21 protein-coding genes are annotated in these 22,481 nt (G+C 71.8%); 2 read left to right on the top strand and 19 right to left on the bottom strand.

What is annotated here, in order from left to right; genetic code table 11:
* Nucleotides 1-79: 79 nt before the first annotated feature.
* The 5 genes from KAG51_RS02840 to KAG51_RS02820 form a co-directional block, all read right to left on the bottom strand.
* The gene (locus tag KAG51_RS02840) at nucleotides 80-934 is read right to left on the bottom strand and encodes an ABC transporter permease (protein WP_290580413.1); all 855 of its coding nucleotides are present in this window, start codon (nucleotides 932-934) and stop codon (nucleotides 80-82) included.
* Nucleotides 931-1,917 (bottom strand): ATP-binding cassette domain-containing protein, encoded by a 987-nt coding sequence (locus tag KAG51_RS02835; RefSeq protein ID WP_290580411.1) that lies wholly within the window; start codon nucleotides 1,915-1,917, stop codon nucleotides 931-933. The genes KAG51_RS02840 and KAG51_RS02835 overlap by 4 nt, the downstream gene beginning before the upstream one ends.
* A gap of 218 nt (nucleotides 1,918-2,135) precedes the next feature.
* Nucleotides 2,136-3,062: an RluA family pseudouridine synthase gene (locus KAG51_RS02830; protein WP_290580409.1), complete on the bottom strand. Its 927-nt coding sequence runs from the start codon at nucleotides 3,060-3,062 to the stop codon at nucleotides 2,136-2,138.
* A 4-nt stretch (nucleotides 3,063-3,066) separates the two neighbouring features.
* Nucleotides 3,067-3,669 (bottom strand): signal peptidase II, encoded by a 603-nt coding sequence (locus KAG51_RS02825; RefSeq protein ID WP_290580407.1) that lies wholly within the window; start codon nucleotides 3,667-3,669, stop codon nucleotides 3,067-3,069.
* 23 nt (nucleotides 3,670-3,692) lie between these two features.
* Nucleotides 3,693-4,094 (bottom strand): TraR/DksA family transcriptional regulator, encoded by a 402-nt coding sequence (locus KAG51_RS02820; RefSeq protein ID WP_290580405.1) that lies wholly within the window; start codon nucleotides 4,092-4,094, stop codon nucleotides 3,693-3,695.
* Nucleotides 4,095-4,254: 160 nt separating this feature from the next.
* Between KAG51_RS02820 and ileS the strand changes: the two genes are divergently transcribed.
* Entirely contained in the window at nucleotides 4,255-7,353 is a 3,099-nt protein-coding gene (gene ileS, locus KAG51_RS02815) for an isoleucine--tRNA ligase (RefSeq protein ID WP_290581237.1), read from the top strand.
* Between the two features lie 80 nt (nucleotides 7,354-7,433).
* Here ileS and KAG51_RS02810 read toward each other — a convergent pair whose 3' ends face one another.
* From KAG51_RS02810 to KAG51_RS02745, 14 genes are all read right to left on the bottom strand, one after another.
* Nucleotides 7,434-8,219 carry a DivIVA domain-containing protein gene (locus KAG51_RS02810; RefSeq protein WP_290580404.1) on the bottom strand — a complete coding sequence of 262 codons (786 nt, stop codon included), beginning with the start codon at nucleotides 8,217-8,219 and terminating at the stop codon, nucleotides 7,434-7,436.
* 90 nt (nucleotides 8,220-8,309) lie between these two features.
* Nucleotides 8,310-8,603, bottom strand: a complete 294-nt coding sequence (locus tag KAG51_RS02805) for a YggT family protein (RefSeq protein WP_290580402.1) — start codon at nucleotides 8,601-8,603, stop codon at nucleotides 8,310-8,312.
* A gap of 6 nt (nucleotides 8,604-8,609) precedes the next feature.
* Nucleotides 8,610-9,119, bottom strand: a complete 510-nt coding sequence (gene sepF / locus KAG51_RS02800) for a cell division protein SepF (RefSeq protein WP_300232488.1) — start codon at nucleotides 9,117-9,119, stop codon at nucleotides 8,610-8,612.
* 88 nt (nucleotides 9,120-9,207) lie between these two features.
* On the bottom strand, nucleotides 9,208-9,915 hold the full coding sequence (locus KAG51_RS02795) for a YggS family pyridoxal phosphate-dependent enzyme (RefSeq protein WP_290580400.1): 708 nt from the start codon (nucleotides 9,913-9,915) through the stop codon (nucleotides 9,208-9,210).
* On the bottom strand, nucleotides 9,912-10,589 hold the full coding sequence (locus KAG51_RS02790; RefSeq protein WP_290580398.1) for a polyphenol oxidase family protein: 678 nt from the start codon (nucleotides 10,587-10,589) through the stop codon (nucleotides 9,912-9,914). Before KAG51_RS02790 ends, KAG51_RS02795 begins: the two co-directional genes overlap by 4 nt.
* Complete coding sequence (ftsZ, locus tag KAG51_RS02785; protein WP_290580396.1) at nucleotides 10,590-11,738, bottom strand: cell division protein FtsZ; 1,149 nt, start codon at nucleotides 11,736-11,738, stop codon at nucleotides 10,590-10,592.
* 197 nt (nucleotides 11,739-11,935) lie between these two features.
* On the bottom strand, nucleotides 11,936-12,682 hold the full coding sequence (locus KAG51_RS02780) for an FtsQ-type POTRA domain-containing protein (RefSeq protein WP_290580394.1): 747 nt from the start codon (nucleotides 12,680-12,682) through the stop codon (nucleotides 11,936-11,938).
* Nucleotides 12,683-12,689: 7 nt separating this feature from the next.
* On the bottom strand, nucleotides 12,690-14,105 hold the full coding sequence (gene murC / locus KAG51_RS02775; protein ID WP_290580392.1) for a UDP-N-acetylmuramate--L-alanine ligase: 1,416 nt from the start codon (nucleotides 14,103-14,105) through the stop codon (nucleotides 12,690-12,692).
* On the bottom strand, nucleotides 14,105-15,214 hold the full coding sequence (gene murG / locus KAG51_RS02770) for an undecaprenyldiphospho-muramoylpentapeptide beta-N-acetylglucosaminyltransferase (protein WP_300232502.1): 1,110 nt from the start codon (nucleotides 15,212-15,214) through the stop codon (nucleotides 14,105-14,107). Before murG ends, murC begins: the two co-directional genes overlap by 1 nt.
* Nucleotides 15,211-16,428, bottom strand: coding sequence for a putative lipid II flippase FtsW (gene ftsW / locus KAG51_RS02765; RefSeq protein ID WP_290580390.1), 1,218 nt, complete (start codon nucleotides 16,426-16,428; stop codon nucleotides 15,211-15,213). The genes murG and ftsW overlap by 4 nt, the downstream gene beginning before the upstream one ends.
* 56 nt (nucleotides 16,429-16,484) lie before the next feature.
* Complete coding sequence (murD, locus tag KAG51_RS02760) at nucleotides 16,485-17,939, bottom strand: UDP-N-acetylmuramoyl-L-alanine--D-glutamate ligase (protein WP_290580388.1); 1,455 nt, start codon at nucleotides 17,937-17,939, stop codon at nucleotides 16,485-16,487.
* Between the two features lie 34 nt (nucleotides 17,940-17,973).
* Nucleotides 17,974-19,038 (bottom strand): phospho-N-acetylmuramoyl-pentapeptide-transferase, encoded by a 1,065-nt coding sequence (mraY, locus tag KAG51_RS02755; RefSeq protein WP_290580386.1) that lies wholly within the window; start codon nucleotides 19,036-19,038, stop codon nucleotides 17,974-17,976.
* 66 nt (nucleotides 19,039-19,104) lie between these two features.
* Complete coding sequence (murF, locus tag KAG51_RS02750; RefSeq protein WP_290580384.1) at nucleotides 19,105-20,505, bottom strand: UDP-N-acetylmuramoyl-tripeptide--D-alanyl-D-alanine ligase; 1,401 nt, start codon at nucleotides 20,503-20,505, stop codon at nucleotides 19,105-19,107.
* The gene (locus tag KAG51_RS02745) at nucleotides 20,502-22,031 is read right to left on the bottom strand and encodes a UDP-N-acetylmuramoyl-L-alanyl-D-glutamate--2,6-diaminopimelate ligase (RefSeq protein WP_290580382.1); all 1,530 of its coding nucleotides are present in this window, start codon (nucleotides 22,029-22,031) and stop codon (nucleotides 20,502-20,504) included. Before KAG51_RS02745 ends, murF begins: the two co-directional genes overlap by 4 nt.
* Nucleotides 22,032-22,141: 110 nt before the next feature.
* Here KAG51_RS02745 and KAG51_RS02740 point away from each other — a divergent pair, with 110 nt between their 5' ends.
* The gene (locus KAG51_RS02740; RefSeq protein ID WP_290580380.1) at nucleotides 22,142-22,474 is read left to right on the top strand and encodes an Lsr2 family protein; all 333 of its coding nucleotides are present in this window, start codon (nucleotides 22,142-22,144) and stop codon (nucleotides 22,472-22,474) included.
* The last annotated feature ends 7 nt before the right edge of the window (nucleotides 22,475-22,481 follow it).

Genomic DNA, 22,481 nt, shown 5'->3' with positions numbered 1-22,481 from the left:
GGCAGGGCGGGCGCGGGCGGTGTGGCGCGCGCAGGGGGCCACTCGCGGACGCGTGGCCCCCTGCGTGCGCTGACGGGGTTCAGCGACTGCTGGCGATGCGGTACTGCCGGACCGACAGCGGCACGAAGACGATCAGGATGCCGACGACCCAGAGCAGCGTGTACAGGACCGGGTGCTGCATCGACCAGGCGTCCGGGACCGGGACCGCGGCCGAGGTGTTGCCGAACAGCTCGCGGCAGGCCTGCGTGACGGCCGAGACCGGGTTCCACTCCACGAAGGGACGCAGGAAGCTGTTGAACCTCTCGGTCGGCACGAACGCGTTGGACACGAACGTGAGCGGCATGATGACCAGGAACGAGGCGTTGTTGATGACCTCGACACTGGGCACCAGCAGGCCGATGTAGCCCATGACCCAGCTGATCGCGTAGGCGAAGAGCAGCAGCAGCGCGAACGCCGCGAGCGCGTCGAGCACGCCCTCGCGGACCCGCCAGCCCACCAGCAGGCCCGTGAGCGCCATGATCGCCAGGGAGAGGACGTTGTAGATGATGTCGCTGGTCGTGCGCCCCACCAGGACGGCCGAGCGCGACATCGGCAGCGACCGGAAGCGGTCGATGATGCCCTTCTGCATGTCCTCGGCGAGACCGGCCCCCGTGAACGTGGCCCCGAAGACGACCGTCTGGGCGAAGATGCCGCCGATCAGGAACTCCTTGTAGTCGAGCCCGGCGCCGGGGTCGATCGCTCCCCCGAAGACGTACGCGAACAGCAGCACGAACATGATCGGCGACAGCAGCACGAAGACCAGGATCTCCGGCACACGCTTGATCTTGATGACGTTGCGCTTGGCCACGACCCAGCCGTCGGTGAGCGCGCGCACGGGGCTGGTGCCCGTGGGGCTGGTGCGAGTGGGGCCGGTGCTCGTGGGGGTGGTGCTCATGCGGAGACCTCCTCGGTCGTGGAGCCGGCGGCGTCGTCGCCCTCGGCGACGCGCCCGGTGAGAGTCAGGAAGACGTCGTCGAGGGTGGGACGCCGGAGCCCGACGTCGAGCAGCTCGACACCGTCGTCGCTCAGGGCCTGCAGGACCCGCATGAGGCGGTATGCCCCGTCGTCCTCGACGGCGGCCGTGACCGACCGCCGCGCGGGATCGGCCTGCACCTCGCCGTGGGCCACGACGGCCAGGGCGCGCACGGCGTCGTCGAGGCGTGCGACGTCGGCCACGACGACCTCGATCCGCTCGCCACCGGTGCGGGACTTGAGCTCGTCGGCCGTGCCCTGGGCGATGGCCCGGCCGTGGTCGATGACGACGATGTCGTCGGCGAGGAGATCGGCCTCCTCGAGGTACTGCGTCGTGAGCAGCAACGTGGTGCCGTCGGAGACGAGGTCGCGGATGACGGCCCACATCTGCTGACGGCTGCGCGGATCGAGGCCCGTGGTGGGCTCGTCGAGGATCAGCACGGGCGGCTCGGCCACGAGGGCACCCGCCAGGTCGAGCCGCCGACGCATGCCTCCGGAGTAGGTCTTGGACGGACGGTCGCCGGCCTCGACCAGGTCGAAGCGCTCGAGCAGCGCCCGCGCCCGCGCCGACGCCGTCTGCCGGCTCATGCCGTACAGCCGGCCGACCATCTCGAGGTTCTCGAAGCCCGTGAGGTGCTCGTCGACCGCGGCGTACTGGCCCGACAGGCCGATGCGTGCCCGGACACCCATCGGATCGGCGAGCACGTCGACGCCGGCGACCTCCGCCGTGCCCTCGTCAGGCTGCAGCAGGGTGGCCAGGATGCGCACCGCCGTGGTCTTGCCGGCCCCGTTGGGACCCAGCAGCCCCAGCACCGTGCCCTCGGGGACGATCAGGTCGAGCCCGGCCAGTGCGGTGGTGTTCTTGTAGCGCTTGACCAGACCGGTCGCGCGGATCATGTCGGACATGGGGTCAGACTGCCGCAGGAGACGGACAATTTTCGCTCGAACCGACGAGATTTGGCCGGATCGTCGCTCGCATGACCGTTCTCGGCGGTGCGGAGCGACGCGGGTCTGAGGGGTTGAGGGTGCCTGAGCACCCTCAACCCCTCGGACCCGCCGGCACAGCGACCACGAACCCTCAGATTGCGTCCCCCTGGGAGGTCGGAGGTTCGGTGCGCCGTGGCTCAGTCCAGCGAACGGATCAGGTCCAGCGCCTGCTGGAGGTCCTGGGGGTAGGGCGAGGTGTAGTCGACGGCGAGGCCCGTCCGCGGGTGGACGAAGCCCAGGCCCACGGCGTGCAGCCACTGACGCTCCAGACCGACCTTGGCCGACAAGGTCGGGTCGGCGCCGTAGAGCGGGTCACCGACGCACGGATGCTTGAGCGCACTCAGGTGCACGCGGATCTGGTGCGTGCGCCCCGTCTCGAGCTTGACCGTCAGCAGGGAGGCGTACCGGTGGGCCTCGAGCGTGTCGTAGTGGGTCACGCTCGGGCGGCCACCGTCGCGCACCGTGAACTTGAAGTCGTGCTTCGGGTGCCGCGCGATGGGTGCGTCGATCGTGCCGGTGTGCGGATCGGGATGACCCTGCACCAGCGCGTGGTACGTCTTGTCGACCACGCGGTCACGGAAGTACTGCTTCATCACGGTGTAGGCGTGCTCCGACTTCGCCACGGCCATGAGTCCGCTCGTGCCGACGTCGAGGCGGTGCACGATGCCCTGCCGCTCGGGCGCCCCGGAGGTCGAGATCCGGTAGCCGCGCGCCGCCAGGGCGCCGAGCACCGTCGGGCCCGACCAGCCCACCCCGGGGTGAGCGGCCACCCCGACCGGCTTGTCGACGATCACCAGGTCGTCGTCCTCGTGCACGATCGTCAGGTCGTCGACCGGGATCGCCTCGACGCGTACCGGGGCGACCGACGGGATCGTGGCCTCCAGGATCGCCCCGGCCAGGACCCGCTCGGACTTCGCCGGCGGGTTCCCGTCGAGGAGCACGTGCCCGTCGGCCACGAGCTCGGCGGCCCGTGAGCGGGACAGCCCGAGCAGCCGGGCGAGCGCGACGTCGACGCGTTCGCCCTCGAGTCCTTCGGGCACGGCGATCACGCGGAGGTCACTCACGGACCTAGTGTCCCCCGTCGGGCTCGGGCCGGGTGCCGTCGGGGGCGTCGGGGCCGTCGGGATCGGCGCGGTGCGCGCCGTCCGGCTCGGTCCGCTCGTGCTTGCCGGTCTCGGGTCGGTCGAGGTCGCGGCGACCGTCGAGCCCGATGCCGCGCCAGGACTGCAGCAGGATCAGGGCGGCCGCGACGGTCAGGTAGATGTCCGCGACATTGCCCACGAACAGGCCGCCGTAGTCGATGAAGTCGACGACGTGGCCCTTGAGCGGCTCGGGCTGGCGCAGGAGCCGATCGGTGAGATTTCCGGTGGTGCCGGCGAGCAGCAGGCCCAGCGCGAGACGCCACACGCCGTCGTGCAGGCGGGGCGCCAGTCGCACCACGACGACCGCCACGCCGATCGCGATGATCGTCAGCAACACGGTCATCGACGTGCCGAGGCCGAAGGCGGCCCCGGGGTTGCGCAGGAATCGCAGCTCCAGGACGTCGGGGACGAGCCGGATCGGCTCCGATCCTTCCAGCCGCGCCACGGCCCAGATCTTGGTGACCTGGTCCAGCCCCCACGCGGCGACCACGCCGGCGCCGAACCCGACCAGGAGTCGGCCGCGCGCCACGTGGCTCCCGGGAGCCCCAGCGTTCAGCGTCGCTCCTCGCGCTGCTTGCACGGGATGCACAAGGTGGCGCGGGGGAAGGCCATCAGACGGTTCTTGCCGATCGCCTGGCCGCACGACTCGCACTGGCCGTACGTGCCGTCGGCGAGCCGGCCCAGGGCCTTCTCGGTCTGGAACAGCAGCTCCTGCTGGTTGGCGCGCAGGGACAGTTCGGCATCACGCTCCAGCCCCTTGGAGCCCACGTCGGCCTGGTCGTTGCCGGCGCCCTCGGAGCCGTCGTCGAGCAGGTCGGCGAGATCGCGGGCCGTCTGCTCAAGCTCACCTCGAAGACGGCCGAGATCGCCCTCGAGCTCCGACCTGACCTCCGCCAGCTCACTCTCGGACCATGGGTCCTCATCGCTGCGGACGAGGAGCGTCGACTTCGGCATGGGCCGGACAGTAGACCGCCGTGCCAAGCGTGGCAACTTCGCCTCGCCGCCCGGGCCTCGAAGGCCGCTCCGTAGAATCGCGCGTGTGACCTCTCCCGCCACGCCCGACACCGGGTCCGCCCCCACCGAACACCCGCTCTACCGCGCCGTTCCCGCGCAGATCGACCTCCCCGGGCTGGAGCGGCAGATCCTGGACCTGTGGGAGTCCGAGGGCACGTTCGGGGCGAGCCTGACCGAGCGTGCCGACGCGCCCCGGTGGACGTTCTACGAGGGCCCGCCCACGGCCAACGGCGTACCGGGCACGCACCACGTCGAGGCGCGGGTCTTCAAGGACGTCTTCCCCCGGTTCAAGACGATGCAGGGCCACCTCGTGGAGCGCAAGGCCGGCTGGGACTGCCACGGGCTGCCCGTCGAGATCGCGGTCGAGAAGGAGCTGGGCTTCAACGGCAAGCCCGACATCGAGGCCTACGGCATCGCCGAGTTCAACGCGAGGTGTCGCGAGGCCGTGCTGCGCAACGTGGGTCAGTTCGAGGACATGACCGACCGCATGGGCTACTGGACCGACATGGCCCACCCCTATCGCACGATGGACTCCGAGTACGTCCAGAGCGTGTGGTGGGGGCTGCGCCAGATCTTCGACAAGGGCCTGCTCGTGGAGTCCCACCGCGTCGCGCCGTACTGCCCGCGCTGCGGCACCACGTTGTCCGACCACGAGCTCGCGCAGGGCTACGAGACGATCGTCGACCCCTCGGTCTACGTCCGGTTCCCGCTCACGAGCGGCCCCCACGCGGGAGTCGACCTGCTCGTCTGGACCACGACCCCGTGGACGCTGGTGTCGAACACCGCGGTCGCGGTGCACCCCGACTACACCTACGCGATCGCCCGCAACGGCGACGACCGCGTGATCGTGTTCGAGGGTCTCGTGCCGACGGCGCTCGGTGACGACTGGACCGTCGAGGAGACGTTCCAGGGCCGCGAGATGGAGCGGTGGGCCTACCAGCGTCCCTTCGAGCTCGTCGACGTCCCGGACGCCCACTTCGTCGTGCTGGCCGAGTACGTCACGACCGACGACGGCACCGGTCTGGTGCACCAGTCCCCCGCCTTCGGCGCGGACGACATGGAGGTCTGCCGGGCGTACGGCCTGCCGGTCGTGAACCCGATCACCGCCGACGGCCACTTCCAGCCCGACGTGCCGCTCGTCGGCGGCGCCTTCTTCAAGGAGGCCGACACGGCGCTGGTCGCGGACCTCCAGGCGCGAGGCCTGCTGTTCCGGCGCCTGGACTACGAGCACTCCTACCCGCACTGCTGGCGCTGCCACACGCCACTCATGTACTACGCGCTGCCGGCCTGGTACATCCGCACGACCCAGATCAAGGACCAGCTGCTCGCCGAGAACGAGGGCACGGCGTGGTTCCCCGAGACGATCAAGCACGGTCGCTACGGGGACTGGCTCGACAACAACCAGGACTGGGCGCTCTCCCGCTCGCGCTTCTGGGGCACGCCCTTGCCGATCTGGCGCAACGACGCCGATCCGTCGAAGCTCGTGTGCGTGGAGTCCCTGAAGGAGCTCTCCGAGCTCACCGGGCGCGACGTCACCGACCTCGACCCGCACCGGCCCTTCATCGACGACGTCACGTTCACCGTCGACGGCGAGCCCGGCACCTACCGCCGGGTGCCGGAGGTCATCGACGTCTGGTTCGACTCCGGCTCGATGCCCTTCGCCCAGTGGGGCTACCCGCACGTCCCGGGCTCGACCGAGAAGTTCGAGCGCGCCTACCCGGCGCAGTACATCTGCGAGGCGATCGACCAGACCCGTGGCTGGTTCTACTCGCTCATGGCGGTCGGCACCCTGGTGTTCGACAGGTCGTCGTACGAGAACGTCGTGTGCCTGGGCCACCTGCTGGCCGAGGACGGCCGCAAGATGAGCAAGCACCTGGGCAACATCCTGCTGCCGATGCCGCTCATGGACGAGCACGGAGCCGATGCGCTGCGCTGGTTCATGGCGTGCTCGGGATCGCCGTGGTCTGCCCGGCGCATCGGCCACGTCACGCTCACCGAGATCGTCCGCAAGGTCCTGCTGACCTACTGGAACACCGTGGCCTTCCACGTCCTCTACGCCCGCGCGGCCGGGTGGTCCCCCGCCCAGGGCGCGCCGGAGCCGGCGCAGCGCGACGTGCTCGATCGCTGGGTGCTGTCGCAGCTGCAGGTCCTCACCGCCGACGTCACGAGCGATCTCGAGCAGTTCGACACCCAGGCGGCCGGCGCACGCATCGCGCGGTTCGTCGACGACCTGTCGAACTGGTACGTGCGTCGCTCGCGTCGCCGCTTCTGGGCCGGAGACCCGGCAGCCCTCGCCACGCTGCACGAGACGATCGACGTCCTGAACCGCCTCATGGCCCCGTTGGTGCCCTTCATCACCGAACGGGTCTGGCAGGACGTCGTGCGTCCGGTCGATCCGTCCGCGACGAGCTCGGTCCACCTGGCGGGGTGGCCGGTGGCCGACGACTCGCTGGTCGTCGACGGCCTCGACGAGCGCGTGCAGCTCGCCCGTCGGGTCACCGAGCTCGGCCGCGCAGCCCGCGCCGAGGCCAAGGTCAAGATCCGCCAGCCGCTGCGGCGCGCGCTGGTCCCGTCCGCGTCCTACCTGCTGCTGGGCGAGGAGCTGCTCCGCGAGATCGGGGACGAGCTCAACATCCGCGGCTTCGACCGGCTGGGCGAGGGCGACAGCGACCTCGTCGACTACACGGTCAAGGGCAACTTCCGGGCCCTCGGTCGGCGGTTCGGCAAGCAGACCCCCCGTGTCGCCGAGGCGATCTCGGCGGACGACCCGGCCGAGCTCGCCCACGTGCTGCAGGGCGGCGCCGCGCGCCGGCTCGAGGTCGACGGCGAGACCGTCGAGATCACGCTCGATGACGTCGTGATCTCCGAGCGGCCCCGGGAGGGCTGGTCGGTCGTGAACGACCAGGGCGAGACCGTCGCGTTGGACCTCGAGCTCGACGACGAGCTGCGCCGCGCCGGACTGGCCCGCGAGGTCGTCCGTGCCGTGCAGGAGGCCCGCAAGTCCTCCGGCTTCGACATCAGCGACCGCATCACGCTCCGCTGGACCGGCACCGCCGCCGTGGCCGAGGCCATCGACGTCCATGGCGCCGAGATCGCCGACGAGGTCCTGGCGCTCGAGGTCACGCAGGCCGACGACCCCGCGGGCCTGCCGTTCACCGACGACGAGATCGGCCTGGGCTTCGCCGTCACGAAGGCCTGACCGCCGCCCCCCCGACATGACGAGGGGCCCTCACCAGCTCGCGCTGGTGAGGGCCCCTCGTGCTTCCGACCGGGGACGTCTCAGACGTCGTCGTCGCCGAGCAGCGAGCGCATGCGGCGCGGCGCCTGCTCGCCCGAGCCGTTGCTCGCCGGAGCGGCGCTGGCCTCGGGGGTGTTGTCCGACGAGGCGAGCTGCTCGAGCTGCGTCTGGAAGTAGTTCTTCAGACGCGCGCGGTACTCGCGCTCGTAGGCGCGCAGGTGCTCGACCTCACGCTGGACCTCGTAGCGCTCACGCTCGATGGCCGACAGCGCCTGCTCGCGGCGCTGCTTGGTCTCGTCGTCGAGCTTCTGCGCGCGGATGCGGGCGTCGGTCTCGAGACGGTCCGCCTTGCCGCGCGACTCGGTCTCGAGGCGCTCGGCCTTGGCCCGCGCCTCGCCCACGATGCGGTCGGCCTCTTCCTTGGCCGCCTCCATGAGCTGGTCGGCGTTGGTCGAGGCGATCTCGAGCAGGCGCGCCGCGGCCGACGAGGCGTCGGCGACGGACGGCTTGGCCGCCGGTGCCGGGGCAGCCGGAGCCTCGGCGACGGGAGCGGGCTCCTTCGCCGGCTCGGGGGTGGGCTCAGGCGCGCTCACCGCGGGGGCCGGAGCCTCCTGCGCGGGCGGCGCGACCTGCGGGATCAGACCGGTGGGCTCGCCGGTCGAGGCGGCCGCGACCTTCGCCCGCAGCTCGTCGTTCTCGACAGTGAGACGCTCCAGCTCGGACTCGACTTCGTCAAGGAACTGATCCACCTCTCCCATGTCGTATCCCTCGCGCAGGCGCACGGGAGTAAAGCGCTTGTTGCGCACGTCCTCAGGAGTCAGGGGCATCAGTTCACCTCATGGTCGGGTTGAGACTTCCGGTCGATCCTACGGTACCGGTCGATCATCCACTCCTGCCACACCTGCCCCACGAGTCGCTCAGGCGCTGGTGGCACGCACCACACTCATGAGGATCTGGATGACGATGAGCAGGATCAGCGGAGACAGGTCGAGCATGACCTGTCCGAGCCGCAGCGGCGGGATGACGCGGCGGATCGCCCGCAGGGGCGGGTCGGTGACGTAGTAGATGCCCTCGCACAGAACGGCCACCCAACCACTGGGGGCCCAGTTGCGGGCGAAGACCTGCACCCACTCGATGACGAACCGCGCCAGGAGCAGGACGATCGCGATCCAGAGGACCAGCAGGACGATGTCGGCAATGCCAGCAGGCATACGTGGTCAGCTGTGGTCGTAGAGGCCACCGCCGGCGATGCGCTGCTTGTCCTCGTCGGACACCACCACATTCGCCGGGGTGAGCAGGAAGACACCAGCCGTGACGCGGGTGATCGCTCCGTGGACCGAGAACACCAGGCCAGCGCCGAAGTCGACCATGCGCTTGGCGTCGGAGTCGTCGAGCTCGGTGAGGTTCATGATCACCGGAACGCCGCTGCGGAAGTTCTCGCCCACGACGCGTGCGTCGTTGAAGGTGCGAGGCGTGACCGTCTCGATGCGGGTCAGCTCGGTGTCGGCCGAGCTCACCTCGCGACGCCGGCGGTCGTCGATGTGAGCGACGGCGGCCGGACGGATGACCGCAGGGGTGCGTGCCGCGCGGGGCTCGCGCACCGGGGCAGCGGGCTCGGCGGCGCGGCTCTCGCGCGCCGAGGTCGGCTCGTCGTCGTACACGTCGTCGTAGTCGGCCTGCTCGACGAGGCCGAGATACTCGCCCATCTTTCGCATTGCGCCAGCCATGACTGCCCCTCGTGTGTCTGGTGCGGTCGGACCGCCACCGTGGTTCGTGGTCGTGACCTGAGAATTGACTCAAATCACAAGCGTGACATTACCCGAGCGGCGGTCGTTCACCGAGGATCGCGCGTCCGACACGCAGGTGTGTCGCGCCGACCGCGACCGCCGCCTCGAGATCGTTGCTCATGCCCGCCGACATCGTGACGGCCCCAGGGTGGTCGGCCCGTAGGCGCTGCGACAGCGCGGCGAGCCGCTCGAAGACCGGAGTCGGGTCGACGTCGAGCGGCGCGACCGTCATGACGCCCCCGAGGTGCAGACGGTCGGTCTGGGCCACGGCGTCGGCCAGGCTGGCGAGGTCGGTCGGGGCCGCGCCGGAGCGGACGTCCGAGGGACGACCGAACTCGGGTCCGAGATCGACCTGGAGGAGCACCTCGAGGTCACGCTCGGCCGCCGCGGCCCCGCGGCCCAGCGAGGCGACGAGCTTGGCCCGGTCGACCGAGTGCACGACGTCGGCGTACCGGGCGACCGCGCCGGCCTTGTTGGTCTGCAGGCCCCCCATGAAGTGCCAGCGCAGCGGCGCCGCGACCTCGGCGGCCTTCTCCCCCGCCTCCGGGTGCCGGTTCTCGCCGACGTCGGTGACCCCGAGCTCGGCGAGCAGCGTGACGTCTGACGCCGGGTAGGTCTTGGTGACGACGACGAGCGTGAGCTCCTGCGGGTCGCGATCCGCCGCATCGCAGGCGGCCGCGATCCGCGCCTGGACCGCGTCCAGGCGGCCGCGAAGCTCCTCCCGGCGCCCGCTCATCGGACGACCACCACGACCCCGTGCCGGCCGGCGCCGTCGCCGTCGCGCCGGTAGGAGTGAAAGCGCGGGTCCTCGATCGTGCAGCCGCCGACGTCGACGACCTCGACCCCGTCGGCGACGAGCTGGGCGATGACCCCGGCGCCGATGTCGAGAGCCGGGGTGTCGCGGACCGTGCGCGACCGAGTGCCCGGCACGACGGCCTCGACCTCGGCCGCCATGGCCTCGGGGACCTCGTAGCACCGGCCGCACGCCCGGGGACCGACCCAGGCGCGCAGCCGCGTGGCACCACGGGCGCGCAGGGCGCTCACCGCCGCCGGCACGACACCGGCGACGAGCCCGACGCGTCCGGCGTGGACGACCGCGCCCTGGGGCGCATCGAGGTCGACGACGGCGATCGGCACGCAGTCGGCCGCGCGCGCGACGGCCGCACCGGGTCGATCGACCAGGACGGCATCGGCGTCAGCCAGCTCGAGGTCGAGCTCACCACCTCGGATCGGACGCGCGGCGTCGACGGCGACGACCTCGCGGCCATGCACCTGGTGCACCGCCCCCACGACGTCCACCCCCAGCTCGCGGGCGAGCTCGGGGTAGACGTCCGGGTCACGCAGGTCGCGGTCCGACCCCGTGAACGCGACCTCGACACCGTGGTCGAGGCGCTCGTGGAACAGGAACACTCAGCGCAGGAAGTCAGGGATGTCGAGGTCGTCGTCGTACTCGACCTCGACCGGCTCCAGCGGGCCGTCCAGGTGCGGGTCGGGCTTGAGCGGACCGGCCGCCGGGGCCGCCGGCGCCGCGGGCGCCTGCTCCGGCGTCGACGGGGCGGTCGGCGCACCCCCGTCACGCAGCAGGGCCGGCTGCGAGGAGTCGCGCGCCTTGGGCTCCCCACCGTCGAAGCCGGCGGCGATGACCGTCACACGGACCTCGTCACCCAGCGCGTCGTCGATGACCGCGCCGAAGATGATGTTGGCCTCGGGGTGGACGGCATCGGCGACGAGACCCGCGGCCTCGTTGATCTCGAACAGGCCGAGATCGGAGCCGCCCGCGATCGACAGCAGCACGCCGCGCGCGCCCTCGATGGAGGCTTCCAGCAAGGGGCTCGAGACGGCCATCTCGGCCGCGACGGCCGCGCGCGACTCACCGCGCGCCGAACCGATGCCCATGAGCGCCGAGCCGGCGTCGGACATGACCGACTTGACGTCGGCGAAGTCCAGGTTGATCAGGCCGGGGGTCGTGATCAGGTCGGTGATGCCCGAGACGCCCTGGTGGAGCACCTGGTCGGCCTGGCGGAAGGAGTCCAGCAGGCTGACGTTGGGGTCGCTGATCGACAGCAGCCGGTCGTTCGGGATCACGATGAGGGTGTCGACCTCCTCGCGCAGCGCCTGAATGCCGGCGTCGGCCTGGCCCGACCGGTTGCGGCCCTCGAACTTGAAGGGGCGCGTGACGACACCGATCGTGAGCGCCCCGAGGGAGCGCGCGATGCGGGCGACGACGGGGGCTCCCCCGGTGCCCGTGCCACCGCCCTCGCCCGCGGTGACGAAGACCATGTCGGCGCCCTTGATCGCCGCCTCGATCTCCTCGGCGTGGTCCTCGGCGGCACGCTTGCCGATCTCGGGGTTGGCGCCGGCACCGAGACCGCGGGTGGAGTCGCGGCCGACGTCGAGCTTGACGTCGGCGTCGCTCATGAGCAGGGCCTGGGCATCGGTGTTGATCGCGATGAACTCGACACCCTTGAGCCCCACCTCGATCATGCGGTTGACGGCGTTGACGCCACCGCCGCCGATGCCGACGACCTTGATCACGGCGAGATAGTTCTGGACCGCCATGGGGTTCCTTCCGGGCGAGGTCCACCACGAGGGTGGGTGTGCGTCTGGGGTTCGAGTCGGGAGCAGACCGAGGAGGAGAAAAACCCTGACCCTCTAGTAGAGGGTTGTAGTTATGTCAACCTCGTTCGTGTCCGACGGTACGGGTCGCGCCCCGGGCGGATCGGCGCGACACGCCGACGGCGCGCGCGCCGAATTGGTCACTCGCGAGTCGTCGGCTGCTCCGGTGCGCTGACGTCGTACTCCGCGGCGTCGACCGAGCCGAGCAGGGCCGAGACGACCTCGATCTTGCGCGCCGAGTCCTCGGCGCTCCCCCACCGGATGCTGCGTCCGTCGGCGAGCTCGAACGTGAGCGAGTCCTGGGTCTGGGCCTCACCGTAGGCGATCGCCGCGAGCAGGTCCGGCGCCGAGGACGACAGGGTCGCCACGACCGCGCCCAGGCCCTCGAAGGCCTGCTGGCGGTCCCGCGGATCGCGGGTGTCGACCCGGATCTGGGTGAGCGCGGGCGGCTCGTCGAAGCGGCGGAAGCTGGCCCCGAACCGGTCGATGCCGCGGATCTCGCCGTCGATCTCGGCCCAGGCCACGGCGGTGCGCTCGGTGACGCGCAGCCGCACCGTGCCGGGCCACGAGCGCGAGGCCTCCACCGACTCGACGAGCGGCAGTGACCGGACCCGCTCCTCGATCGCGTCGAGGTCGATCCGGGCGAGGGGCCGCCCGATCGGCACGTCGGCCGTGGCCTCCACCTCGGTCTTCGTCAGCTGGTCGGTGCCGGTGATCTCCACGTCGTCGGCGGCGAGCAGCGAGGAGAAGGCGACGACCCACGCCCCTGCGAGCAGGACCGCCACCACCGCGCTCGCGAGCAGCACGCGCACGACGGTGTGACGGCGAGCCGCCCGTCGGCGCCGGCCGAACAGTCTCCGGGTCTCGTCCGGTCCACGTGAGGCCATGATGGGGTCAGCCGTCGACGGGCGTCGCGGCGAGCCGGTCGAGCAGGCGCGGTCCCACCGTCGTGATGTCGCCCGCCCCCAGGGTCAGGAGCAGGTCCCCCGGGCGCACGAGGTCGGCCAGCACGGCGTCGAGCCCGACGACCGGTCCCCCCTCGCTCGCCGGGGTCCCCTCGACCGAGCCGACCACGAGCGCCGAGGTGACGGTGGGGTCCGGCTCTTCACGGGCCAGGTAGAGATCGGCCACCACGACGCGGTCGGCGCTCGAGAGCGCCCGCCCCATCGCCCGGCCGAACAGTCGGGTGCGGCTGACCAGGTGCGGTTGGAACGCCACGACGAGGCGGGCGTTGCCGGCCACCGCACGGGCGGCCGCGAGGTCGGCCGTGATCTCGGTGGGGTGGTGCGCGTAGGAGTCGTAGACACGAACCCCACCGGCGTCGCCCAGGTGCTGCATGCGTCGCGCGGCGCCGGTGTACGTGGCGAGCCCGGCTGCTGCCGCCCCGACGTCGGCACCCAGGCGGTGGGCCGTGGCCAGGGCCAGCAACGCGTCACGCGCGTAGTGCGCGCCGACGACGCTCAGCGCGACGTCGACCTGCACCCCGCCCGGCCCGGAGGCCGTGAACCGGGTGCCAGAGGCGTCGATCGCGAGCTCGGATCCGGTCCACGTGGTGCCCGGCGCGTCGAATCCGCACGTGACGACGTCGAGGCCACGCGCGCGACCGGGCTCGGCCAGGAGCGCCGCGCCCGAGTCGTCGGCGTCGAGCACGAGGAACTCCCCGATCGTGGTGACGAACTCGTCGAAGGCCTGGGCGTAGGCCTCCGGCGTGCCCCAGACGTCGAGGTGGTCCGGGTCGACGTTGGTCACGACGGCTCCGGCCGGGTGGTAGACGAGGAACGCGCCATCGGACTCGTCGGCCTCGACCACGAGGTCGTCGCCCCTGCCGAGCCGGGCGTTCGTGCCCAGGCGCGCGACCTCCGCGCCGATCGCGAAGGACGGATCGACGCCGGCCTCCAGCAGGGCACACGTCAGCATCGCCGTGGTCGTGGTCTTGCCGTGCGTGCCGGCGACAGCCGTCGTGCGACGGCCGGCCATGAGCGAGGCGAGCCCCGCGGAGCGCGGCCACAGGCGGATCCCGGCGGCCTGCGCGGCGACGACCTCGGGATTGTCCTCCCGGACCGCGGTGGACACCACGACGGTGTCGGCCCCGGCCACGTTCTCGGCGCGGTGCCCCACGTGGACCTTGACCCCCTCGTCGACCAGCGCTCGCGTGACCGCCGAGGCGGCCTGGTCGCTGCCGCTGACCTCGACGCCCTGCTGGGCGAGCAGCCGCGCGATCGCGGACAGACCCGCGCCGCCCACGCCGACCAGGTGGACGTGGTGCAGCGACGACGCCGGCTCGATGACGTCCGGGACCGGGACCCGCATCAGGAGGCGCCGCCCGCCGAGGCCGAGGAGCCGGGGGTACCGGCAGCGGCGAGCACCATCTCAGCGAGTCGCTGGTCGGCGTCACGCGGAAGCTCGTGCGCGGCCGCCTGGCTCATCTGCGCCAGCCGGGTCGTGTCGCGCATCAGCGGGACGATGACCTGCTCGACCCAGCGCGAGGTGACGGCGGCGTCGTCGATCAGCAGCGCTCCCCCCGACTGCACGACGGGATGGGCGTTGACGGCCTGCTCCCCGTTGCCGATCGGCAGAGGGACGAACGCGGCCGGCAGGCCCGTGACCGCGACCTCGGTGACGGTGTTGGCCCCGGCCCGGCACACGATGAAGTCGGCCGCCGCGTAGGCGAGGTCCATGCGGTCGACGAAGCCCTCCACGACGTAGGGCGGGTCGCCCTGGCGCCGCTCGGGCGTGGCCTCGTCGACCCGTCCGGCCACGTGCAGGACCTGGAGACCGGCATCGGCCAGCTCACGGGCCGCCCCGGAGACGGCGTGGTTGATGCGCCGTGCCCCCTGGGAGCCACCGGTGACGAGCAGGGTCGGCCGGTCGGCGTCGAGCCCGAAGAATGCCCGGGCCTCGGCGCGCAGGGCATCGCGGTCCAGGGTCGAGATCAGACGCCGGATCGGCAGCCCGATCAGCCGGGCGTGCGGCAGCTCGGTGCCGGGGAAGCTCGTGGCGACGTGGGTCGTGAACCTCGCACCGAGCTTGTTGGCGATGCCGGGTCGGGCATTGCCCTCGTGCACGACGATCGGGACCCGCTTGCGCGCCGCCAGGTACGCCGGCACCGAGACGTAGCCGCCGAACCCGCAGACGACGTCGGGCTGCACCCGCTCGATGACCTCTCGCGCTGCGGCCACCGAACGTCGCAGACGCACCGGGACCTTCGCGAGGTCGGCACCGGGCTTGCGCGGCAACGGCACGGGCGGCACGAGCTCCAGCGGGTAGCCGGCCTGGGGGATCAGCGTGACCTCGAGCCCGCGCGGCGTGCCCAGGCACGTGATCTCGGCGCCGGCCTCGCGCAGCACCGCGGCCGTCGCGAGCAACGGCGACGTGTGACCCGCGGTGCCGCCGCCGGCCAGCAGGACCTTCACGCTCATCGCACCGCCGCCTGCTTGCGGCGCGCAGTCCGGCGCGTGGACAGTGCACGCTCCGCGCCGGGCTCGGTGAGGGCGCACCGCGCCAGCAGGCCGAGCGCCGTCATCGTGACGAGCAGGCTCGAGCCGCCGTACGACATGAGCGGCAGGGTGATGCCGATGACGGGCAGCAGGCCCAGGACCATGCCGATGTTGATCGCGGCCTGCACGCTGATCCAGACCGTGATGCCGACCGCGAGGTAGTGCGCGAAGGGATCGCGGGTGCGCAGGGCGATGCGCACCCCCGCGACCGTGAGCACGACGAACAGCACCAGCACGATCAGCGTGCCGAACAGGCCGAGCTCCTCCCCCACGACCGACAAGATGAAGTCGGTGTGCGCGTTGGGCAGGGCGCCCCACTTCTGGCGGCTGCCCCCCAGGCCGACCCCCCAGAAGCCACCCGTGGCCAGGGCCATCATCGAGTGGATCGCCTGGTATCCCGTGCGGTCGGGGTCCGACAGCGGGTCGATGAAGTTGAAGAGCCGGTCGACCCGGTGCGGGGCGGTGGCGACCAGCAGGACCAGGGCGACGCCGAGCAGCGCCGCACCCGCGGCGACGAGCTTGCGGGGCAGACCCACGGCCCAGAGGAGTCCGAAGATCACCGCGAACAGCACCAGCGCGGTGCCCAGGTCCTTCTGCAGCACGACCAGCCCGGCGACCGACCCCGCGACCGGCACGATCGGCATGAGCATCGTGTGCGTGGAACGCCGGCCGTGCAGGGCCTTCTGGCGATTGGCGTACATCGCGGCGATCCAGATGATGATGGCGAGCTTGGCGAACTCCGACGGCTGCAGACGGAAACCGGCCGCGAGCGGCAGCCAGTTGCGGTTGCCGCCGACCTCGACGCCGATGCCCGGCACCAGGGTCAGGAGCATCAGCGCCACGACGACGACCAGCAGCGGAACCGCGAGCTTGCGCAGGGCCGAGAGCGGCAGCTTGAGGGCGGTGTAGGCACCCGCGAGGCCGAGCAGGGCGAAGAGGCCCTGCTTCATGACGATCGCGTAGGAGTTCCCGCCGGAGCGGAAGGCGAGCACCGAGCTGGCGCTCAGGACCATGACCAGCCCCAGTCCCACGAGCAGCGCCGAGGCGCCGAGAACGAGCTGGTAGGACGCCAGCGGGCGCTCGAGCACGCGGCGCAGCGCCTCGGCGGGACGACGGTCGGTCGTGGTGGTGCTCATGCGGTGCTCACGGGTGGTTCTCCTGGGGGAAGGGGTGTCAGGAGTGGTCGGTCTCGTCAGGTGCGGGTGTGGCGCCGCACGGCTGCGGCGAAGGCCTCACCGCGGTGGGCGTAGCTGCGGAACTGGTCCATGGAGGCGCATGCCGGGGCGAGCAGCACCGTGTCGCCCTGACGGGCGAACGAGGCCGCAGCCACGACAACCGCATCCATGAGGTCAGTTTCACCTGTGTCGACCTCCAACCACGGGACCTCGGGCGCGTGTCGCCGCAGTGCCTCCGCGATGAGTGGGCGGTCGCGGCCCACCAGCACGACCCCGCGCAGCCGGTCGCGCACGTCGAGCACGAGCTCGTCGAACGTGGCGCCCTTGGCCAGCCCGCCGGCGATCCAGACGACGGGCTCGGCAGCGTGGAGTGCGGCGCGCGCCGCACTCACGTTCGTGGCCTTGGAGTCGTCGATCCAGCGCACGCCCTCCGCGTCGGCGACCAGCGCCATGCGGTGCGCGTCGAGACGGAAGCCGCGCAGACCGTCGCGCACCGCGCGCTGCGACACTCCGTGCGCGCGCGCCAGGGCGGCCGCGGCCAGCGCGTCGGCCACGACGTGGGGCGCCGCGGGGACGCCGTCGCGCTCGAGGTCGGCGAGGGTCCCGAGCTCGGCCGCGCTGGTGTGCCGATCCTCGACGAACGCCCGATCGGCGATGACGTCCTCGACGAGGCCGATCATGCTCGGACCCGGGGTGCCCAGCGTGAACCCGATCGCGCGGCAGCCCTCGACGACGTCCGCCTCGGTCACCAGGTGCTCGGTCGTGGGATCGTCCACGTTGTAGACGCAGGCGACGCGGGCGTTCTCGTAGATGCGTCCCTTCGCTGCCGCGTACGCCGCCTCGGTGCCGTGCCAGTCGAGGTGGTCGGGCTCGACGTTGAGCACGACCGACGCCTCGCACGAGAGCGACTCGCTCCAGTGCAGCTGATAGCTCGAGAGCTCGACGGCCAGGACGTCGTAGGGCTCGGGATCCATGACGGCCTCGAGCACGGGCCGGCCGACGTTGCCGACGGCGGCCGAGCGCAGACCCTCGGCGCGCAGGATCTCGTCGAGCATCTGCACGGTCGTGGTCTTGCCGTTCGTGCCGGTGACCGCCAGCCACGGCGCCGCGTCGGGGCCGCGCAGCCGCCAGGCGAGCTCGACCTCGCCCCAGACCGGGATGCCGCGATCGGCGGCCTCGCGGAAGAGGGGGTTTGCGGGCGACCAGCCCGGCGAGGTCACGACGAGGTCGACGTCGTCCAGGTCGACCCCGGCACCGGGCCCCATCCTGACGTCGACGCCGAGGATCTCCAGGAGCGTGGCCTTCTCCCGCTGGGCACCCTCCGGGACGGCGTGGTCGATCACCACGACGTCCGCGAGCAGGTGCTGCAGCGTGTCGGCCGCGGCGTAGCCGCTGGCGCCCAGGCCCGCGACGACCGCGCGGACGCCGGACCAGGAGGTCTCCCGGTCGAGGGTCCGAGGATCGACGCTCACCGGGACGCCCCCGTGAGCTGGAGGGAGCGCTGGCTCACAGGCCGGTGACCCATTCCCAGTAGAAGATGCCGAGCCCGGTCGCGACGCACAGGCCACTGATGAGCCAGAAGCGCACGACGATCGTGATCTCGGCCCATCCCAGCAGCTCGAAGTGGTGCTGCAGGGGCGCCATGCGGAAGATCCGTTTGCCGCCGGAGAGCTTGAAGTAGCCGACCTGCAGGATGACCGACGCCGTGATGATGACGAACAATCCGCCGAGGACCACGAGCAGGAGCTCGGTGCGCGTCATGAGGGCGAAGCCGGCCATGGCGCCGCCGAGGGAGAGCGACCCGGTGTCGCCCATGAAGATCTTGGCCGGCGAGGTGTTCCACCACAGGAACCCGAAGCACGCACCCGTCAGCGCCGACGCCACGATCGCGAGGTCGAGCGGATCGCGGACGTCGTAGCACTTCGGTCCCGGCGCGAGCGCACAGCTCTGGTTGAACTGCCAGATGTTGATCAGCACGAAGGCGCCGAACACCATGACGGACGCGCCCGTGGCCAGGCCGTCGAGACCGTCGGTCAGGTTGACGCCGTTGCTGGCACCCGCGATCAGGATCAGGACCCAGACGACGAGCAGCACGGTGGGCAGCTCCCAGCCGACCAGGTCGCGCGTGAAGCTGATCCCGTGCGTGATGGGGGTGTCGCCGTTCTCGTCCTCGAACCGGATCGCGAGCAGGGCGAACACCAGCCCGACGGCGATCTGCCCGATCATCTTGGCCTTGCTGCGCAGGCCGAGACTGCGTTGCCGCGAGATCTTGATGTAGTCGTCGAGGAAGCCGATCGCCCCGAGACCCACGAACAGGAACAGCAGCAGCAGTGCCGATGCGCTCGGTGCCACGCCGACCTGCAGGCGCCCCGCCGCGTAGCCCAGGACGACGGCGAACAGGATCACCAGGCCGCCCATCGTGGGCGTGCCGCGCTTGACGTGGTGCGACGTCGGTCCGTCGTCGCGGATGAGCTGCCCGTACCCCTTGGCGACCAGCACCTTGATGGCGAGACGCGTCCCGAGCAGCGTGCTCATCAGCGCCACGGCTCCGGCGATCAGGATGGCCAACATCGGGGGTGGTGTTCCTCTCGATCGGGCGGACGGGCGGGCTGTGCAGGTGGGCTGTCTGACCCACCCCTACAGCGGGGGTGGTCCCCCGGCAGTATGCCGGTTCGGCGCGCGCAGTGCGTCGACGACCCGCTCCAACCGACCGCCCCTCGATGCTTTCACGAGGACGACGTCCTCAGGGTGCAGGCTCGCCCGCAGGTGCTCGACCGCCTCGGTGACGTCGGCCACCACGACGGCGATGTCGCCCGCGCCGGCGGCGATGGGGGCCGCGTCGGCACCCACGACGACGACCGACCGCAGGCCTGAGCGCCGCGCCAGCTCGCCCACGCGCCGGTGCAGCTCCGCCGACTCGTCGCCGAGCTCGAGCATGGCCCCGAGAACCGCCACCCCGCGATGCCCGGCCGTGTCGGCGAGCCAGGTGACGGCGGCCGCCATCGACTCAGGATTGGCGTTGTACGCGTCGTCGACCACGACCACGCCGTCCTCGGTGACGTGACGGGCCATGCGGTGCGGCGACCTGGGGGTGGCCGTGCCCAGGCGAGCGGCAGCCTCGCGGAACGGCACCCCGGCCGCGACCGCCATCGACACCGCCGCGGCGGCGTTGGCCCCGTGGTGCAGGCCGAGCTGCGGGAGGACGACCTCGACGGACTCCCCCGCGTGCACGAGGGTCAGGGCGGGGAAGCCGCTGGCGTCCAGGGCCAGCGACGCCAGGCGCACGGCGGCCGCCGGGTCCGCGCCGAAGCCGAGCACCGAGGCCGCGGTGCGCGATCGCATGGCGCGCACGCGGTCGTCGTCGAGGTTCAGCACCGCGGTGCCGGCAGGACGCAGCGCCTCGACGATCTCCCCCTTGGCGCGGGCCGTGAGCTCCAGGCCACCGAACTCACCGACGTGGGCCGTGCCGACGTTGAGCACGGCCGCGACGTCCGGCGGCGCGATCTGGCACAGCGTCGCGATGTGCCCCAGACCGCGGGCCCCCATCTCCACGACGAGATACCGGGTCGAGCGATCGGCCCGCAGCACCGTGAGCGGGACCCCCCACTCGTTGTTGAACGATCCCTCCGGAGCGACCGTGGGCCCCGCCGGGTCGAGCACGTGGGCGAGCAGGTCCTTGGTACTGGTCTTGCCGGCCGACCCGGTCAGGGCGAGGGTCGTGAGCCCTCCGGCCGCGAGCACGTCGTGGACGTGTCGGGCCAGCCGCCCCAGAGCGGCCGTGACGTCGTCGACGACGACGAGCGGCACCGGCGCGCCGGGCAGGTCGTGGTCGACGAGGGCGGCCGCCGCGCCCTGGCCGGCAGCGCCGTCGACGTGATCGTGCCCGTCGGCGCGCTCACCGCGCAGGGCGACGAACAACCCGCCGGGGGGGACGTGGCGCGAGTCGATGACCACGGGGCTCGTCACGAGCGCCTCCGGATCGCCGACGGACCTGCCCGCCACGATCTCCGCGATCCGGCCGACCGACAGCTCGATCACGACGCGGCCGTCCTGCCCTCGAGGGCACCGCGCACCACGTCACGGTCGTCGAAGGGGTGCACGACGCCGTCGATCTCCTGCCCGGACTCGTGTCCCTTGCCCGCGACCACGACCGTGTCGCCTCGCTGGGCGATCGCGACGGCGTGCGCGATGGCTGCGCGACGATCTCCGATCTCGATCGTCTCGGCGACCTGGCCGCGCGTGCCCTCGAGCACCGCCCGGCGGATGCGCGCCGGGTCCTCGGACCTGGGGTTGTCGTCGGTCACGACGACGAGGTCGGCGAGCTCGGCGGCGACCGACCCCATGACGGGGCGCTTGCCCGTGTCGCGATCCCCGCCGGCGCCGATCACGACGATCAGGCGACCCGGCGTCACCGGTCGCAGCGCGCGCAGCACCGCCGTGACGGCATCAGGCTTGTGGGCGTAGTCGACCACGACGGTGAAGTCCTGGCCGGCCTCGACGTGCTCCATGCGTCCCGGCACCCCCGGCGAGGCCGCGAGCCCCGTGGCGAGCTCGACCAGGTCCCGCCCCTCGCCCGCGAGCGCGACCAGGACCGCCACCGCGTTGGAGACGTTGAACGCTCCCGGCAGCGGCACCGTGACGTCGACGGCCGCACCGTCTGGCGCGACGAGCTGCAGCTCCGAGCCGAGCCGGTGCGACCGGATGTTGACCGCGCGCCAGTCGGCGGCCGCGCCGTCGGTGGAGAAGGTCGTGACCGGCACGTCGGACTCCGTCGCCAGCCGCCGGCCGAAGGCGTCGTCGACGTTCACGACGCCGCGTCGTGCGTGGGCCGGCGTGAACAGCTGGGCCTTGGCGTTGAAGTAGTCCTCCAGGTCGCGGTGGAAGTCGAGGTGGTCGCGGCCGAGATTGAGGAAGACGCCCACGTCGAAGGCGAAGCCGTCGACCCGGTGCTTGACGAGGGCGTGGCTCGAGACCTCCATCGCGCAGGTGCGGACACCCTCCTCACGCATCACCGCGAACAGGGCCTGCAGCTGCGGCGCTTCGGGCGTCGTGAGCGACGAGGCGACGGGTCGGCCGAGGATGCGGGTGCCGATCGTGCCGACGACGGCGGCGGGCTGACCCGCGGCGGACTCGCCGAGATAGGTCGTGGTGGTCTTGCCCTGCGTGCCTGTGACGCCGAGGGTCGTGAAAGCGCGCGTGGGGTGGTCGTACAGCTCTGCACTGAGCCGGCCCAGGTCCCCGCGCGGGTCGTCGAGCACCACGACGGGCAGGTCGGCCGCGCGGGGGTCGGCCGCGACGAGCGCCGCGCCTTCGGCGTCGGTGATGACCGCGACGGCCCCAGCGGCCGCGGCGTCGCCGACGAAACGGGCTCCGTGGGCACGGGCTCCCGGCAGTGCGGCGAAGGCGTCACCCGGCACGACCTGACGGCTGCCCAGGGCGATGCCGGTGACCTCGACCTCGGGCCCCTCAGCCCCTGACCGAGCGGTGGCTCCGGCTGCCTGGACCAGCTCGCCAAGCCCCCGTCGGGGCGTCGTCGCGGGTCGGTCACGCATGAGGTCTGGCACCGCTCGAGAGTACCGGCCGACCCCGGGCGACGCGGGACGCCGCCATGTCGGATTCGCCCGCGATCATTTCGAATTGTCGGATTTCGGCCCATTCCCTATTGTTTGGGATTATGGCCAAGCGCACTATTGCCAAGTACTTCTCCGACATCAGCGGAGAGGAAATCGATTCCACCTCCCCCACGGTGCATTTTGCTTTTGACGGCGCCAGCTACGAGATCGACCTGACCGAGGGTGAGACCGCCGAGCTGCGCGAGGCGCTGGCCCCGTACCTTGCGGTCGCGCGTCGCGCCGCCGGCACCCGGGCGGCCCGCAAGGCCGCCTCCGCCTCCACGGGCCCCTCGCCCAAGGACGTCCGCGCCTGGGCCGTCGCCCAGGGCCTGGACGTCCCGTCGCGCGGCCGCATCCCCGCCTCCCTCGTCGAGGCGTACGAGTCCCAGCACTAAGCACCGA

It is taken from the genome of Aeromicrobium sp. (assembly GCF_023146395.1).
GTDB lineage: Bacteria > Actinomycetota > Actinomycetes > Propionibacteriales > Nocardioidaceae > Aeromicrobium.
Note: the sequence above shows the minus strand (reverse complement) of the source record. Positions and strands in the feature narration are given on the sequence as shown.